This window comes from Arthrobacter sp. AOP36-C1-22, assembly GCF_052377515.1.
GTDB lineage: Bacteria > Actinomycetota > Actinomycetes > Actinomycetales > Micrococcaceae > Arthrobacter_H.
On record NZ_JBQSWW010000022.1, the window covers coordinates 1 to 14,441 of the forward strand.

At 64.4% G+C, this 14,441-nt stretch carries 16 protein-coding genes; 5 read left to right on the top strand and 11 right to left on the bottom strand.

Annotation, left to right across the window (positions count from 1 at the left end; all coding sequences use genetic code 11):
• The 4 genes from ACT3S6_RS11980 to ACT3S6_RS11995 all read right to left on the bottom strand — a co-directional run.
• The coding region (locus ACT3S6_RS11980) for a 3-keto-5-aminohexanoate cleavage protein (RefSeq protein ID WP_086994176.1) at window positions 1-932 on the bottom strand (932 nt) is incomplete at its 3' end.
• A gap of 53 nt (window positions 933-985) precedes the next feature.
• Window positions 986-1,765: an SDR family oxidoreductase gene (locus ACT3S6_RS11985; protein WP_086994179.1), complete on the bottom strand. Its 780-nt coding sequence runs from the start codon at window positions 1,763-1,765 to the stop codon at window positions 986-988.
• A gap of 109 nt (window positions 1,766-1,874) precedes the next feature.
• Window positions 1,875-3,197 carry an MFS transporter gene (locus ACT3S6_RS11990; protein ID WP_179204198.1) on the bottom strand — a complete coding sequence of 441 codons (1,323 nt, stop codon included), beginning with the start codon at window positions 3,195-3,197 and terminating at the stop codon, window positions 1,875-1,877.
• A gap of 66 nt (window positions 3,198-3,263) precedes the next feature.
• Window positions 3,264-4,346, bottom strand: coding sequence for a LacI family DNA-binding transcriptional regulator (locus tag ACT3S6_RS11995; RefSeq protein WP_241895399.1), 1,083 nt, complete (start codon window positions 4,344-4,346; stop codon window positions 3,264-3,266).
• Between the two features lie 165 nt (window positions 4,347-4,511).
• On the opposite strand from ACT3S6_RS11995, the gene ACT3S6_RS12000 reads away from it, so the two are divergent.
• The gene (locus ACT3S6_RS12000; protein WP_443390150.1) at window positions 4,512-4,868 is read left to right on the top strand and encodes an AI-2E family transporter; all 357 of its coding nucleotides are present in this window, start codon (window positions 4,512-4,514) and stop codon (window positions 4,866-4,868) included.
• On the opposite strand, the gene ACT3S6_RS12005 is transcribed toward ACT3S6_RS12000, so the two are convergent.
• From ACT3S6_RS12005 to ACT3S6_RS12025, 5 genes are all read right to left on the bottom strand, one after another.
• Window positions 4,865-5,188, bottom strand: coding sequence for a DMT family transporter (locus ACT3S6_RS12005; RefSeq protein ID WP_443390151.1), 324 nt, complete (start codon window positions 5,186-5,188; stop codon window positions 4,865-4,867). The genes ACT3S6_RS12000 and ACT3S6_RS12005 overlap by 4 nt on opposite strands.
• On the bottom strand, window positions 5,185-5,544 hold the full coding sequence (locus tag ACT3S6_RS12010) for a DMT family transporter (protein ID WP_087000789.1): 360 nt from the start codon (window positions 5,542-5,544) through the stop codon (window positions 5,185-5,187). Before ACT3S6_RS12010 ends, ACT3S6_RS12005 begins: the two co-directional genes overlap by 4 nt.
• Window positions 5,541-6,077 (bottom strand): TetR/AcrR family transcriptional regulator, encoded by a 537-nt coding sequence (locus ACT3S6_RS12015; RefSeq protein WP_087000791.1) that lies wholly within the window; start codon window positions 6,075-6,077, stop codon window positions 5,541-5,543. The genes ACT3S6_RS12010 and ACT3S6_RS12015 overlap by 4 nt, the downstream gene beginning before the upstream one ends.
• Window positions 6,078-6,109: 32 nt before the next feature.
• Window positions 6,110-7,237 (bottom strand): AI-2E family transporter, encoded by a 1,128-nt coding sequence (locus ACT3S6_RS12020; protein ID WP_087000793.1) that lies wholly within the window; start codon window positions 7,235-7,237, stop codon window positions 6,110-6,112.
• Between the two features lie 158 nt (window positions 7,238-7,395).
• Window positions 7,396-8,217 (bottom strand): alpha/beta fold hydrolase, encoded by an 822-nt coding sequence (locus tag ACT3S6_RS12025; protein WP_444555153.1) that lies wholly within the window; start codon window positions 8,215-8,217, stop codon window positions 7,396-7,398.
• A gap of 185 nt (window positions 8,218-8,402) precedes the next feature.
• Between ACT3S6_RS12025 and ACT3S6_RS12030 the strand changes: the two genes are divergently transcribed.
• From ACT3S6_RS12030 to ACT3S6_RS12045, 4 genes are all read left to right on the top strand, one after another.
• Window positions 8,403-9,800, top strand: a complete 1,398-nt coding sequence (locus tag ACT3S6_RS12030) for a DUF222 domain-containing protein (protein WP_444555154.1) — start codon at window positions 8,403-8,405, stop codon at window positions 9,798-9,800.
• Between the two features lie 63 nt (window positions 9,801-9,863).
• On the top strand, window positions 9,864-10,757 hold the full coding sequence (locus ACT3S6_RS12035) for a diacylglycerol/lipid kinase family protein (RefSeq protein ID WP_444555155.1): 894 nt from the start codon (window positions 9,864-9,866) through the stop codon (window positions 10,755-10,757).
• 158 nt (window positions 10,758-10,915) lie between these two features.
• Window positions 10,916-11,077, top strand: a complete 162-nt coding sequence (locus tag ACT3S6_RS12040; RefSeq protein ID WP_441380806.1) for a hypothetical protein — start codon at window positions 10,916-10,918, stop codon at window positions 11,075-11,077.
• Window positions 11,078-11,144: 67 nt separating this feature from the next.
• Window positions 11,145-11,795 carry a LysE family translocator gene (locus tag ACT3S6_RS12045; protein WP_444555156.1) on the top strand — a complete coding sequence of 217 codons (651 nt, stop codon included), beginning with the start codon at window positions 11,145-11,147 and terminating at the stop codon, window positions 11,793-11,795.
• 25 nt (window positions 11,796-11,820) lie between these two features.
• On the opposite strand, the gene ACT3S6_RS12050 is transcribed toward ACT3S6_RS12045, so the two are convergent.
• Both ACT3S6_RS12050 and ACT3S6_RS12055 read right to left on the bottom strand, forming a co-directional pair.
• Entirely contained in the window at window positions 11,821-13,035 is a 1,215-nt protein-coding gene (locus ACT3S6_RS12050; RefSeq protein ID WP_444555157.1) for an MFS transporter, read from the bottom strand.
• Window positions 13,032-14,252: a multidrug effflux MFS transporter gene (locus tag ACT3S6_RS12055; protein WP_444555158.1), complete on the bottom strand. Its 1,221-nt coding sequence runs from the start codon at window positions 14,250-14,252 to the stop codon at window positions 13,032-13,034. The genes ACT3S6_RS12050 and ACT3S6_RS12055 overlap by 4 nt, the downstream gene beginning before the upstream one ends.
• Window positions 14,253-14,441: the final 189 nt, after the last annotated feature.

A 14,441-nucleotide genomic window follows, 5' to 3' on the forward strand; every position in this document is an offset into this window, starting at 1 on the left:
TAGAACCCCACCTTGTCTGCGCCTTTGAGATCGAGTATTTCGCGGGCCTCATCTGGTGTCGCGACCTCAAAATTCAGGGCTTCCAGAATGGTTCGGATACGTGAAACCTGTTCGGCGTTGGACGCTGCCAGCTGGCCTGGTCCGATCCACAGGGAATCTTCCAACCCGACACGGACGTGTGAGCCCATGGCGGCCCCGATAGTGGCCAATGGCATCTGATTTTTACCAGCTCCAAGGATCGACCACTGGTAGTCCTCGCCGAGCAACCTGTCGGCGGTGCGGCGCATGTGCATGAGATCCTCGGGGTGGGCCCCGATACCTCCCAGCAAGCCGAAGACCGACTGGACAAATAGGGGGCCACGCGCCAGCCCTCGCCCATGGAAGTGAGCCAGGTTATTAAGGTGAGAGATGTCGTAGCACTCGAACTCGAAGCGCGTGTCATTTGAGCTGCCGATGCCGAGGATTGTCTCGATGTCCGCAAACGTATTCTTGAAGACAAGATCTCTGGACTTCTCCAGAGACTCACGCTCCCACTCGTGGTCGAAATCAGCGTATCGGTCCAGCATCGGGTAGAGCCCGAAGTTCATGGATCCCATGTTCAGTGATGCCAATTCTGGCTTGAAAGTAGCAACCGGGAGCATTCGCTCCTCGACAGTCATATGGGGGGAGCCACCAGTCGTGATGTTGATGATCGCGCCCGTGTTGGCCTTGAGTTTTTCAAGAATTGGCTCAAAGTGCTTCGGATCTTGGGAAGGGCGCCCATCCTTGGGATCCCGGGCGTGCATGTGGACGACCGCGGCGCCGGCTTGCGCGGCTCCGATCGCCGCGTCTGCGATCTCGTCTGGTGTAACGGGCAGATGTGGGGACATGGTCGGCGTGTGGATGGCGCCAGTGACGGCGGAGGTGATGATGACTTTTTTCTTGGAGGCCATGTTAATTCCTTTGGTGGTACTCGAGAGTGTTGCCGTAAGAAGAGGGTCTGGGGCTAGTAGAGCTTCTCTGTATTGCCGTCGACAGCCATCGCCTGACCATTGACACTTCGGGCGAGATCACTGCCCAAAAACACTGCCATGTTTGCAATATCAGTTGCCTCAACAAGTCGGTTCAAAGATGACTGGCCGAGATAGAGGTCAGTGACTTCAGCCAATGGTCGCTTCAACATCTTTGCCTTGGCTTCAATGACTGCATCGATGCGGGGGCCGTCGACGGCCCCTGGGCATATGGCGTTGACACGTATGCCATCGCCACCGAGTTCGATGGCCAACGTTTTAGTTAGCCCGACGACTGCCCATTTGGAGGCGGAGTAGGGGCTGCGGCCCGCCATGCCCAGTCGTCCGGCGGCGGAGGAGAGGTTGACGATTGCCGCGTCTGTGGAGAGTCGGAGGAACGGCAGCGCATATTTGATGCAGTAGAACTGCCCGTGGACGTTAACGTCGAACGTTGCTTTCCAATCCGCTGCTTCTAAGGTTTCAATCGAGCCAGTAGGGCCAGCGATCCCCGCGTTATTGACCAAAATATCCAGTCCGCCGAGGTCAGTGGCAACGGTGTCCATAAGGGATCGAACTTGGTCCTCATTGGAGACATCGCTGACCGCTGCGGAAAAGCCGGAGGCACGTGCTGAATCCACAGCTGCGGGGTTGATGTCTGTTACGAATACTTTGGCGCCCAGATCTTGAAAGCGAGTGGCGATCGTTAGACCGATGCCTGCGGCCCCGGCTGTGACGAGAACCTTGCGGCCGGCGTAGTTTAGTCCGGTGTAATCCACGGGTACTGCTCCTTTTGGTGGTGAAGAATATTTGCAAACGCTGATGCTCAGGTGTGAATCCGAGGCTTTCGTCCGATGTTGGGCGGTCTAATTTGCTGAAAGTCAGTGCCTAGTGGCCAGAGACTGTGGCGAGGGCAGGATCTTCGGTGCCTCGCTTTAGCCAGCGCGTGAGGACAGCACCGATGACGCACATTGCGACGATGAACCAAAGGCCCGCGAACTTGGAACCGGTGGCGTCTTCCAGGAATCCCATGACGTATGGTCCGAGGAATCCCCCGAACAGTCCCACTGTGTTCACGAAGGCAATGCCACCTGCTAGCGCAGCCCCGGACAGACGTGTGGCCGGGTAGGTGAAGAGGATGGGCTGCAACGCGAAGAAGTTGAACGCCGCGAGGCAGAATCCGATGAGACCCAGCACAGGACCGCCAATTGCGCCGAGAGTGAATCCGGCCACGATACCAACCATTGTGCATGTGGCGATCAGTCGTGAGCGGCTGGCGTTGGTCGCCAAGCGGGGAAGCAGTAACGCGCCGGCTGCAGAGAAAATCCACGGGATAGAAGTAAGTAGACCGATTTGGATCGTGCTTAGTTCGCCATAAGTCCCGATGATTGAGGGAAGGAAGAAACTCAATGCGTACACAGCGATTTGATGGGCGAAGTAGATAGCCACAACTAGAAGAATCTGCTTGTCTTTCAGCACGTGGATCAGTTTTGAGTTCCCTGCTGCCTCGGCCCCCGATTTCTCCTCAGCGGCGATGCGAGCCTCTAGGTCCTCTGCCTCGGCCCTAGAGAGGAACTTTGCGTCGGTCGGTTTGTTGGGCAAGAACTTCCAAATTACGAATGCTAGAGCGCAGGCAGGCAACCCTTCGACGATGAACATCCATTGCCAGCCGTGAAGACCACCTAGACCGTCCAGCGTAAGTAGCACGCCACCGAGTGGAGCACCGATGATGTTAGCCAACGAGACTCCGAGCAGGAACATGCCGTTAGCTTTGGCGCGATCATTCGCGATGAACCATTGGGTCAAGAAGTAGATGACTCCAGGAAAGAGGCCAGCCTCAGCGACTCCGAGGAGCATTCGTAATATGTAGAAAGACCATTCCCCTTGGACGAGAGCCATGCAAGCAGACAGAATGCCCCACGTGATCATGATGCGCATGATCCAAAAGCGAGCTCCGACCTTGTGCATAATCAGGTTAGAAGGGATTTCTGATAGGGCGTAGGTCAGAAAGAACAAGCCGGCGCCGACGCCGTAAGCCGTGGCGGAGATGCCGAGATCGATCTCCATGCGGTCCTTGGCCATGCCAATGTTGGTGCGGTCTAGGAATGCCATTACATAGGCGGCAATCAGTAGAGGCATGACACGCCGGAAAATGAGTTTGTTGACGACATGCTGTGGTCTCATTGCCATCGCGTTCGTATGAGTGGACATGGCTACCTTTGCGTGGTGTTGGGTATGGAAAAGGTGGTGTTGCCGTGAGGAGTGTGAAACAAACCGTTAATGCAGAGAAGCGATACTCTTTGGGCAACCGCAAGTCGCACCTATGTGAATGGAGTGATCGCAGACTGTATGCGCATATGTGGTGCGCGGACTGGTGATTTGGTTGAGGAGTAGCTCGAAGGAACGCTCGGCCATCTGTTGGACCGGCTGAACGATCGTGGTCAGATCAATGAGGCGAGACCGGCTGTGAGGTAATCCATCACTCCCGGCGACGGCAACATCGCCTGGAATGGTCAGACCCAATGAAAGAGCGTGCTCCATAATGCCGATGGCAATCTCGTCGGAGCCGCAGACGATTGCCTCCGGAGGTTGTGGGGAGCCGAATAGTTTTTCGGCGGCTACTACACCGCCGTCGGAATTAAGTCGTGTGCTGATTTTTCGTTGACCAGTGATGGGAATTCCGGCTGCGGCGGCGGTTCGGACAAATGCTTGCTCTCGTGCCAATGAGGCAGTGGAAAACCTTGGGCCGATGACCGTTGCGATCTCTGTGTATCCGTGGGAAAGGACATGAGTCATGAGGGCCGAGGCGGCAGCGTCGTCGTCGATGCCGACAAAGTCCCCAGGAATATGGTCGGAACGACGAGATAGATAGACGTAGGGGATGCGTTTCTGTCGCAACGTCCTCAGAGCCCTAGAGTCCTCCCTCAGAGCTGCTGCGATGATGACACCATCCACGTTTCTGGCCGCTAATGTAGAGGCGACCTGAGCTAGGGACTCGGCGTCGTCCTGGGTGGTGGCTACGAAGACCTCGAAACCTTTGGAGGCCGTTGCATCAATGATGTGTTGTGCCCACCCGGTGTACATCTGGTTGACGATGTTGGGCAGAATCAATCCCACGACGCGGGTCAATAGCGGGTCGGGAAGACGCCCATGACGTATTGGTCGGTAACCTAATTCGTTGGCTACCTTGACGATGTGGCGACGTGTTTCGGTCGAGACGCCCGGCTGCCCATTCATCACGTAGCTCACTGTTGCTGCTGAGACCCCACAAGCGCGAGCAACGGCGGCGGCAGAAGTCTTAGCCGGGCGTGGCGCGCTTTCGTCATATGAGAGCTTCATCGCGGATGGGCTATCTGTCATGCCGGCTTCCTTCGGTGTGGACCTTGATGGTGTGTTTAGCGCTACTTGACGTTGTGATTTCTATTACAGAACGAGGCTGGGGCGTTAAGCAACGTTAAGTTGAAAAACTCAAAAGTACTGAAGAACTAGTGTTTCGACAAAGACAACGGCGCTTCGCTGTGGGAAGTGATCTTCGAGGTCATCGGGGCCTTCATCCCCATCCTGGGTGCCACGGTCACCGGGATCCTGGCCTCCGTCGTCGCACTTTTGGGTGTCGGCCCGGTGGCGGCAGTGATCGTCCTGGTGGTGGTGGTCGTGGTGAACCAGCTCGAAGGCAATCTGCTGCAGCCGGTGGTGATGGGCCGCACGCTCCAGATCCACCCGTTGGTGGTCCTGCTCGCGCTGGCCACCGGCGCCGTGGTCGCCGGGGTTCTCGGGGCCATCCTCGCGGTCCCGTTCACGGCAGCAGCCTGGGCCGCCCTGCAGGTGTGGGCCGGGGTTCCGGCGGACCGCGCCGACGGGAGCCGATCGGTAGCTTCCTAGGCTGCGGCCCCGGTTTCGACCAGGAGCACACCCCCGATGATCAGGATGATGCCGCAGGTCATGACCCAGTTCAGCGGTTCACCGAAGAGGACCTTGCTGGCCAGAGCGGTCAACGCCACCCCCACGGCGGCCCAGATCCCGTAGGCGACGCCGAGGGCCAGCCCGGTCTGCAGTGCCAGGGCCAGGCAGGAGAAGGCGACGAGGTAGCCGACGGCGACGGCACCGTACCAACGGCGACTCCCGGACGTGGCCATGCGCAAGGACAAGGTGCCGGCGACTTCACTGACGATGGCCGCACCCAACAGGACCCAGCCGATCATGCTGGAGTCCCTTGCTGTTCATGTGCACGCTCCGCGGCGCGTTGGGAACCGAGTTCGATGGTCAGCACCCCGGCAATGATCAGCCCCATCCCGGCGAGCATGGTGGCCGTCAATGGTTCGCCGAAGATGATTGCCGACAGTGCAGCAGTCAGGGCGACACCGCTGGCACCCCAGATGCCGTAGGCCACGCCCAAGGGCATCCCTTCGCGCAGGACGGCGGCGAGGAAGACGAAGGCCACCACGAATCCGACGGCGGTGAGGAAATACCAGCCGGGGTGTTCGACGGCGGCCTTCAGTGACACCGAGCCGGTGACCTCGGTGAGGATGGCCCCGGTCAACAGAAGCCACTTCTTCATGGCTGGTCCTCCAACAGTGAGACGGCGGCGGTGCGGATGGTCTCCAGCTCGTCCTGCGCTGGGGGCAGGATGTCGGTGGCGCTGGCGAACCAGATGCCGTCGGCCAACAGCCTGACCGCTGCCAACCGTCCGCGCAGGGCCGCCGATGCGCCGTCGGGCACGGCGAACCACGGGCCGAAGCGTTCACTCCACCGTTCGGTCAGCGGGTCGCGTAGTCGCGGATCGGTGAGCATCACCAGATCGGAGGCGTCGAAGTTCCGCTCCAGTGTCCATTCCAGATAGGCCGTGACCCGGTCGGTGGCCGTGGCCTGTTCCGGGGTATCTCCCAGACGGGCCGAAAGTTCGACGACCCATTGATCGATCACCGCGTCGACCAGCCCGAGCATGAGCGCTTCCTTGGTCCGGAAGTGGTACATCAGCCCGGGTTTGGTCAGCCCAGCCTCGCGGGCCGCCGATTCCAGGGAGACCGTGTCCCCCTGGCGTAGCAGGCGCAGGGAGGAATCGATGATCTGGTCGCGGGTATCGGCACTCATGCCCTTACTTTACCAACCGGAAGGTTGGTTCGTCATGCCGGGGTGGGTGACGCCGGATCCTCGTCGGCCGCGTCCGAGGGCGTCTCGGGGGCTTCCGGTGGGGGAGCGGGTTGGGTTTGTTCGCGCAGGTAGCGCAGGACGACGACTGCAACGGCGGTCACCGGCACGGCGAGGAAGGCCCCGATGATGCCGAAGAGAGTGAAGCCGAGTGTGACGGCCCCGATGACGACGGCCGGATGCAGATGCAGGGCCTTGCCCACGATGTAGGGCTGCAGCAGGTTCGCCTCGAGCTGCTGGACCGCCAGCACCACCACCAGGGTCGCCAGTGCGGTGGCCCAGCCGTGCGCCAGCAGAGCCACCAGGGTGGCCAGCAGGCCGGTGGAGACGGCGCCGATCACGGGGATGAATCCGGCGAAGAAGATCAGCAGCGCCAGCGGGAAGGCCAGCGGGACGTCCAGCAGCCACAGGCCCAACCCGATGAAGACGGCGTCGACCAGGGCCACGATGATCTGCGTCTTCAGGTAGGCGGACAGGGCCTGCCAGGCCTGTTCGCCCAGACGTCCGGCATGGACGTGGGTCTCCGGCGAGGTCCAGTGGAACACCCAGGGCAGGAAGCGCTCGCCGTCCTTGAGGCAGAAGAAGGTCAGCACCAGGGTCAGCAGCAGCACGACGATGAGGCTGGTCACCGATCCCAGACCCGAGGCGATGCCGAACAGGATGTCCTGCCAGCGGCCGCCCACCCAGCCCAGGATGTCCTCCAGGTTCTGCTGCAGGTCCACCCCGCTCAGATCCAGCGGCAAATCGCGCAGTTGCGTGGTGAAGCTGGTGAGGTTCTCCTGGGCGAGTGCGCCCAGGCGGCGGGTCCCTGAACCGAGGGCGGGGATGGCCGCCCAGATGACGCCCGCCACGACGGCCAACAACACCAGCAACGACAGCAGGGCGGCCAGCGCGCGGGGCATTGCCCGGTGGAGTCCCCGGCATAGCGGCCACAACAACGAGGACAGCAGCAGGGCCAGCAACAAAGGGAAGACCACCGCCCATAAGGTGCGCAGCAGCAGCCACAACACCACCAACCCGACGACCAGCACCAGGGACTTGGCGGTCCAGCGACTGGCCGTGGTGAGGCCGCGGGCCAATGAGCGGGGCGGGGCCTCGCTCATGAGCCGGCCCCCGGCAGGTCCAGGGATGCGGCGAAACGTTCCTTCTCGAGGCCGGTTTTCGGCATCACACCCCTCCTTGGAGTCGACGGGTCAGGGCCCAGTCTCACACCCCCTGCGGGGGATCACAACGACCGTGGGCCTCCAGACAGATGTGTCGGCTAGCGATCGAGGAAGTCCAGCAGCGCGGAGTTGAATTCCCCGGCGTGGGACACGATGAGTCCGTGGGGTGCTCCCTCGATGACGACGAGCTCGCTGTGGCCGATGGCTTCGTGGGTGCGCTGGCCAGAGCCTTCGAAGGGTACGACGCCGTCGCTATCGCCGTGGATCACGAGTGTAGGCACCGTGATGCTGGGCAGGTCCTCGCGGAAGTCGGTGGTGCCGAAGGCATCCATGCAGGCCACTGCGGCCGCCTCGTTGGACCGGCAGGACACGGCGATGGTTTCCTTCAGCTGGTCCTCGCTGACGCACAACTGGTCCCCGGCCGAGTAGAAGCCGGGGGTGAACCCCTCGAAGAAGGCGTTGCGGTCCGCTGTCAGTTGGGACTTCATCTCGTTGGCTTGCGCCTCCTCCAGCGGACCGTCCGGGTTCCCGTCGGTCTTGAGCAGGAAGGGCGGCACCCCCGCGGCGAAGATGATCGAGTGGAGGCGTTGCTCGCCGTGGGCCGAGACGTAGCGGGCGACCTCGCCGCCACCCATGGAGAACCCGACGAGGGTGACGTCCTTGAGGTCAAGCCCCTCCAGTAGTGCCGCGACGTCGGCGGCCAGCGCGTCGTAGTCGTAGCGTGCGGCCGGCTCGGAGGCGCCGAAGCCCCGGCGGTCATAGGTGATGACGCGATGGCCCTTCTCGGCCAGGGGGCCCGCCTGGTTGGCCCAGGAGGTGCCATCGAGCGGCCAGCCGTGGATCAGGACGACTGGACGGCCTTCGCCCGCCGTGTCCTCGTAGTTCAGCGTGTTTCCGTCGGCTCCGGTGATCTGTGGCATGGAAATCATCCTCTTCCTGGTCGGATGGGCGGGGTGGCATCCCCTTCCAGCCAACGTACGCATAAGCTCCCGGTGAAGTACAGGAGCCCTGTTCGTCCCCTCCACAGGCGCCGTGCCGGTGATGGCTGTGCACAGGCGGGATCCCGTCGGGATGGGGTCGGAGGAAGAAAACTAAACTCGAATACATGTTCGAGTATGAGGTAGGAGAAAATGCCGGCGGAGCCCCGGGCTCCCCCGGGGTGTCCGACGCCGCGGCGGTTGCGGAGCCCGCGCTCGCCCGGATCGAGGCGGTGAGGGTGGCCCTGGCGCTCGGGGGAACCCGGCTGGGCGAAGCGGGTCTGGTGGATCTGCTTTCCGGGTTGGAAGCGGTGAAGTCGGCTGCCGGTGCCTATCAGGCACGGGTGGCCGTGGCCCTGCGTGAGCGGGTGGTCAGACGCGAAGCGGCCGCCGGTGTCGACCCCGAAAAGCGTGGGCAGGGGGTCGGTGCGCAGGTGGCATTGGCCCGGCGCGAGTCCCCGCATGAGGGCTCCCGGCTCCTGGGCTTCGCCCGGGCCATGGTGGATGAAATGCCCCATACCCATGAGGCGTTCCGCGCCGGGGAGATCAGCGAGTGGCGCGCCACGTTGCTGGTGGGTGAGACCGCCTGCCTGGAGTTGGACGACCGGAAGAAGGTCGATGCGGCCTTGATGGCCGATCCGCGCACCATCGAGGGGGTCGGAAATCGGAAGCTGAAGGCCATGGCCCGGCATCTGGCCGAGCAGGCCAGCCCGGAGGCGGCGGTCGAACGCGCCCGCCGGGCCGTGGGGGACCGGCATGTGAGCCTACGTCCGGCCCCGGATACCATGGCCATCCTGACCGGGTCCCTGCCCGTGGGCCAGGGGGTTGCGGTGCTGAAGGCACTGACCCGGGCCGCGGATCTCGCGACGGCAACCGGGGATGCGCGCAGTCGCGGCCAGGTCATGGCCGACACGTTGGTGGAACGGGTCACCGGGCAGCAGCGGGCCGAGGGTATGCGCGTGGAGCTCCAGCTGGTGATGACGGACCGGACGCTGTTCCAGGGCGATGCGGAACCGGCACACCTGCAGGGCTATGGGGTCGTTCCGGCGCAGGTCGCCCGGGACATGATCCGCGAAGCGACTCGGGCTGCCCGTCTGTCGACAGCGACACCCCAGGAACCCACCGACGGGCAAGAGTCCAACGCGCCGCCCGGGCCCGACTCCCTGGCCTGGATCCGACGGCTCTATACGGCGCCTGCCACGGGGGAACTCGTGGGCCTGGATTCGCGGGCCAGACTGTTCCCGCGCGGCTTGCGGCGCTTCATTGAAGTACGGGACCAGACCTGCACCCGCCCGTGGTGCGATGCTCCCATCCGGCATATGGATCACATCCTGGCCTGGGCCGGAGGCGGGGCGACCGTCGCGGAAAACGGGCAGGGAACCTGTGTCCGCTGCAACCACACGAAGGAAGCGCTGAACTGGCACTCCCGCAAGGTCGCCGGAGCCCGGCACACGGTGGAAACCACAACGCCGACAGGACACGTCTACCGCTCGCAAGCACCAGCACTCCCCGGAACCGCCGACTGAGGCGACAGCAACCGCGGCACGCGAAAAGCGGCGGGCCGCCCGCGGCACCGTAGTCTGGTCCGCGTGAATCGATCCTTTACCCTCCTGGTCAACCGGGCTGCCGGCAGCGGCGACCCTCTGGCCGCGGCCGCCCGCGTGGAGCGGATCCTACGCGAGTCCGGGGCCCGGGTCGAAACCGTGGCCCCCTCGGGGCCGGCGGAGGGCAAAAGAGCCCTTGCCCAGGCCGTCATCCGCGGCGATGTGGTGGTCGCTGTCGGAGGTGACGGGACCGTCTCGGCGCTCGCCGGAGAAGTGGCCCGGCTCGGCGGGATCCTGGGGGTCATCCCCGCCGGACGGGGCAACGACTTCGCCAGGATGCTGGGATTGCCCACGGATCCTCACGCCGTGGCAACCATCCTGCTCGACGAGGAACCCGCGGAAACCGACCTCATCACCACCACCGCCCCCGACGGCACCTCACGAGTGGTGGCGGGTTCGATCTACGCAGGCATCGACGCAGTGGTCGCCGACCGGGTCGCCCGCGGGCACTGGCTGCCACGGTCGTGGCAGTATCCGCTGAACGGCCTGTACGCCTTGGCCACGTTCCGTCCCACCCGGTTGACCGTGGGCATCGACGGGACCGAGCGGATCTTCAAAGCGGCCTGCGTGGCCGTTGCCAATTCGGCCTACTACGGCTCGGGTATGCGCATTGCCCCGGAAGCCAGCATCGACGATGGACTCTTGGACATCGTGGTGATTGAGGCCTTCGGCCGGCTGGACATGATCCGTGCCTTGCCGAAGGTCTACGGAGGTACCCACGTCGACTTGCCCACGGTGCACACCTTCCGCGGCAGATCCATCACACTCTCGGCCGAGCCGGCGATTCTTTACGGGGGCGATGGCGAAACCGAGGGAATGGTCGGCAGCGGGGCGGTACTGATCGACGTTGTGCCTGCTGCCGTCCAGATTCTGCGCTAAGGCGGTACCTGCAGGGTTGCCTTGGTCACGGTTCGACATCTGGCGGCCTTGCCTCCCCTGCCGGGCGGGTCGAGACTGTACCTTGGGGCTTAAGACAGGTTCTTGGATGAATTCTGTCGCCTGCGAGAACGTATCAACAACTGGGGAGGGCGTCGGCCATGGTCTTTACGATCGTCATGAACATTCTTGGTCTAGCAATGGTCGCGGGGGTGGTGTCCGCGGTGATCAAAAAAGATCGGAACGCCAACGCCAACGCCATCGACGCCGAGTTCGATGATCTCTCCGAAGACCACAGCACGACGCCGGGGCGCGGTTTCTAGGTAGTCTGCTTCCAGATGGCCCGCCCGGCGACGTGCCGGATGCGGTCCTGGCTGCGGTGGCCCTAGCATGGCAGTCGTGAGCATCGAATCGGCCCTGCTGTCCTTCGCCGTCGTGGCCGCCCTGTTGACCATCATCCCGGGGCTGGACACCGTGCTGGTGCTGCGCGCTTCGATCAGCCAAGGACGCCGCCATGGCTACGCGACCGCGTTGGGCGTCAACTCGGGTGCCATGCTCTGGGGCATTGCCGCTGCCGTCGGGGCATCGGCCTTGCTGGCCGCCTCCGAAACGGCGTTCACGATCCTCAAACTGGTCGGTGCCCTGTATATGGCCTGGCTGGGCGCGACCATGCTCTGGCGTTCGCTGGGTCGCACCCCACCCACGGTCGTTGCCGATCAACCCGTCGCGCGGGCCAGCCGAGGGCTGCTGTTCTCCTGGGCCAAGGGTGCGGGCACGAACCTGCTCAACCCCAAGGTCGGGGTCTTCTACATCGCGATGATCCCGCAGTTCATCCCCGCAGGAACCTCGACACTGCTCATGGGCATTGCGCTGGCCGGGGTGCACAACCTGTTGGCGCTGATCTGGTTCTCGCTGCTCATCAACGGAACCCATCTGGCCCGGGGAACCTTCCAGAAGCCGGGCTTCATCCGCTGGACCGACCGCGGCGCGGGAGTCGCACTGCTGGGGTTCGGGGCCTCGCTGGCGGTGAATAGCAGATAGTCCTGCGTTTGGCCTGCGGCCGGGGTCAGTCCCGGTCGGAGAGCCGGGCCGCGGTCACGGCACCGGTCGTGTAGGTCAGTGTGGCCACCAGAACCAACACCAGCGGGGCCGTCCAGCCCCCGGTGAGGGTGTTTAGCCAGCCGGCCAACGGCGGGGCTGCGGTCGCCGCGAGATAACCGCCACCCTGGATGCGGGCCGAGACCGAGGCCGCTTCGGCGTCGGAATGCGAGATGCGGGGGATGACGGAGAAGATCACGGTGAACCCGCCGCCCTGGGCGATGCCGCCGATGATCGACCAGAGCACGAAGGCCTGCGGGGCGATCAACAGCCCCACCGGCAGGGTGATCCAGAAGACCGCCACGACGATCGCCGCCACCGACAGTCGGGTGCGGTTCGCCAGCAACGGGACCCCGAAGGCGCCGAGGATCGCGGCGACCTGGAACAGCGAGGCCGACGCTCCCGAGGCCGCCGGGGCCAGGTCGCGGGTTTCGGTGAGCAGCAACGGCAGCCACGCCGTGGTGGCGTAGTAGGCCGCCGACTGCCCGCAGAACGCGAAGACTAGCAGCGCCACGATGCGCTGGGTGTGGGCCCGCTGTTCCGGGGTGCGGGCCGGGGCCGCCGCCGGGCCAGTCGTCTTGCTCGCCATGCCGGAGGAAACCGGGGCCCCCGGGGCGTTGCGCCGTCGCAGGACCCAATAGATGAGTCCGACGGCGGTGACGATCGACCAGGCGGCGATCGCCCACCTCCAGCCGGCCACCCCGGCCAACGGTGCGGTGCCCAGCAGGGTCGCCATCGAGCCGACATTCATCGTGGCCGAATAGGCGGCCGTCGCCGAGGAGACCTTATTCCAGGGGACGTCCCGGCGGATCAGCACCGGGACAGCGATATTGCCCAGCGTCATGGCGGCGCCGATGACCGCGGTGCCGCCGAGCACCACCAGGGCCGGCCCCGAGGAGCGGATGAGCGTGCCGGCCATGATCCCGGCCAGGCAGAGCACGATCGTGGTTTCGGGGCCGAAACGGCGGATCACCCGCGACGCCAGCGGGGTGGCCAACGCGAAGAGGAGCACCGGCAGGCCGGTCAGCAGGCCCGCCCCGGCGGCACTGAGCCCGGTGCCTTCGCGGATGTCGGCGATCACCGCGGTGGGGGCGATGATCGGGGCGCGCAGACTCAACGCGACCATGACGATCCCGGCGATCACCCACGGCAGGGCGGGGCGGACCGCGGCCGGCCGGCTCATCCGGTGGCCTCGGAGTGGAAACGGTCCGAGGTGGCGAAAAGGGCGCCGGCAGCCAGCAGGGAACATCCGAGCAGGACGAATCCGAGGGGCACGGCGCTGGTTGAACCGCCGAGACCACCCAAGGGGGAGACGATCGCCCCGAGCGTGAACTGGGCCCCGCCAAGCCAGGCGGAACCGCTGCCGGAGACGTGCCTGACCTCGGCCAAGGCCAGCGAGGTGGTGTTGCCCATGACGAACCCGATGCTGCAGGTGGTGGCGAAGATCAATACCGCCAGGGTCCAGCCCGGGGCCCCGAACAGGGCGCAGAGGGTGAAGGCCACGGCCACGGCCACCAGGGTGGTCACCGCCACGGTGACGGTGTTGCGCAATGGGATCCGGGTGGCCAGCCGGGCGGAAACCAGGCCGGTGCTCATCATGCCCAGGGCGTTGGCCCCGAAGAGCAGCGCGAAGGTTCCGGGACTCAGGCCCAGGACCCCCTGGTAGAGGAAGGGAGAGGCGGAGATGTAGCCCATGAGGATCCCGAAGGCCGCCCCGAACAACACGATGTAGCCCACGAACCGGCGATGTCGGATCGCCACCGCCAGCCCGCCGAACAGCGGTCCGGTGCGGCGATGGGAGACCGGCAGTGTCTCGCGGACCTGCCAGAGGGCGCCGAGCAGCATCACCACCGACATCGCGGTGATCGCCCACAACACGGCCCGCCAGCCCGAGGTGATGAAGATCAGGCTGCCCACGGACGGGGCCACCGCCGGGGCGACGCCGCTGATGGTCATCATGATGGAGAACAGCCGGGCGGCCTGGCCTCCCACGGCCCGGTCGGAGATGACGGCGCGGGAGAGGACGACGCCGGCTGCCGCACTGAGGCCTTGGAGGAATCTGAACGCGGTGAGGGTCTCGATCGTGGGCGCCAGTGCGACCGCGACCGAGGACAGGACGAAGACCGAGGAGCCGATGAGTAGCGGCCGGACCCGCCCGAACCGGTCCGAGAGCGGTCCGAAGAGTAGTTGGCCGCCTCCCATGCCCAGCAGGAAACCGGTCAGGGTCAGCTGGACGGACGAGGCGTTGACCCCGAACTCGCGGGCCATTGCGGGGAAGGCCGGCAGATAGAGGTCGGTGGCGACCGGACCGGCCATCGACAGCAGCGCCAATGCGGTGAGCAGCAGGGCCGGGAACCTGAACGCGTGGCCGTGATCTGCGGCGGAACGGCTCTCGGGCATGGGCTGATGCTATCGCCGCTGCGGGCGGGCGGGGGAACGTGGACTGCTTATGACGGGGTGTTCCTGGCCACGCAGGGCAGCAGCCCCGTCAGGGAACCGAAGAGCCCGATCATTATTTACTGTCTTCTCGACAGTAAAGATGATATTGTGTCCTCAAGACATCAAAGAAGGCCACTGCTGCAGGCAGCG

Excerpts from the sequence above, each read along its gene's own strand:
- ACT3S6_RS12050 (WP_444555157.1), bottom strand. The coding sequence starts at position 13,035 with ATGAGCCGGCCGGCCGCGGTCCGCCCCGCCCTGCCGTGGGTGATCGCC.
- ACT3S6_RS12030 (WP_444555154.1), top strand. The coding sequence starts at position 8,403 with ATGTTCGAGTATGAGGTAGGAGAAAATGCCGGCGGAGCCCCGGGCTCC.
- ACT3S6_RS12005 (WP_443390151.1), bottom strand. The coding sequence starts at position 5,188 with ATGATCGGCTGGGTCCTGTTGGGTGCGGCCATCGTCAGTGAAGTCGCC.
- ACT3S6_RS12010 (WP_087000789.1), bottom strand. The coding sequence starts at position 5,544 with ATGAAGAAGTGGCTTCTGTTGACCGGGGCCATCCTCACCGAGGTCACC.
- ACT3S6_RS12015 (WP_087000791.1), bottom strand. The coding sequence starts at position 6,077 with ATGAGTGCCGATACCCGCGACCAGATCATCGATTCCTCCCTGCGCCTG.
- ACT3S6_RS11990 (WP_179204198.1), bottom strand. The coding sequence starts at position 3,197 with ATGTCCACTCATACGAACGCGATGGCAATGAGACCACAGCATGTCGTC.
- ACT3S6_RS12020 (WP_087000793.1), bottom strand. The coding sequence starts at position 7,237 with ATGAGCGAGGCCCCGCCCCGCTCATTGGCCCGCGGCCTCACCACGGCC.
- ACT3S6_RS12055 (WP_444555158.1), bottom strand. The coding sequence starts at position 14,252 with ATGCCCGAGAGCCGTTCCGCCGCAGATCACGGCCACGCGTTCAGGTTC.
- ACT3S6_RS12040 (WP_441380806.1), top strand. The coding sequence starts at position 10,916 with ATGGTCTTTACGATCGTCATGAACATTCTTGGTCTAGCAATGGTCGCG.
- ACT3S6_RS11995 (WP_241895399.1), bottom strand. The coding sequence starts at position 4,346 with ATGACAGATAGCCCATCCGCGATGAAGCTCTCATATGACGAAAGCGCG.
- ACT3S6_RS12045 (WP_444555156.1), top strand. The coding sequence starts at position 11,145 with ATGGCAGTCGTGAGCATCGAATCGGCCCTGCTGTCCTTCGCCGTCGTG.
- ACT3S6_RS12025 (WP_444555153.1), bottom strand. The coding sequence starts at position 8,217 with ATGCCACAGATCACCGGAGCCGACGGAAACACGCTGAACTACGAGGAC.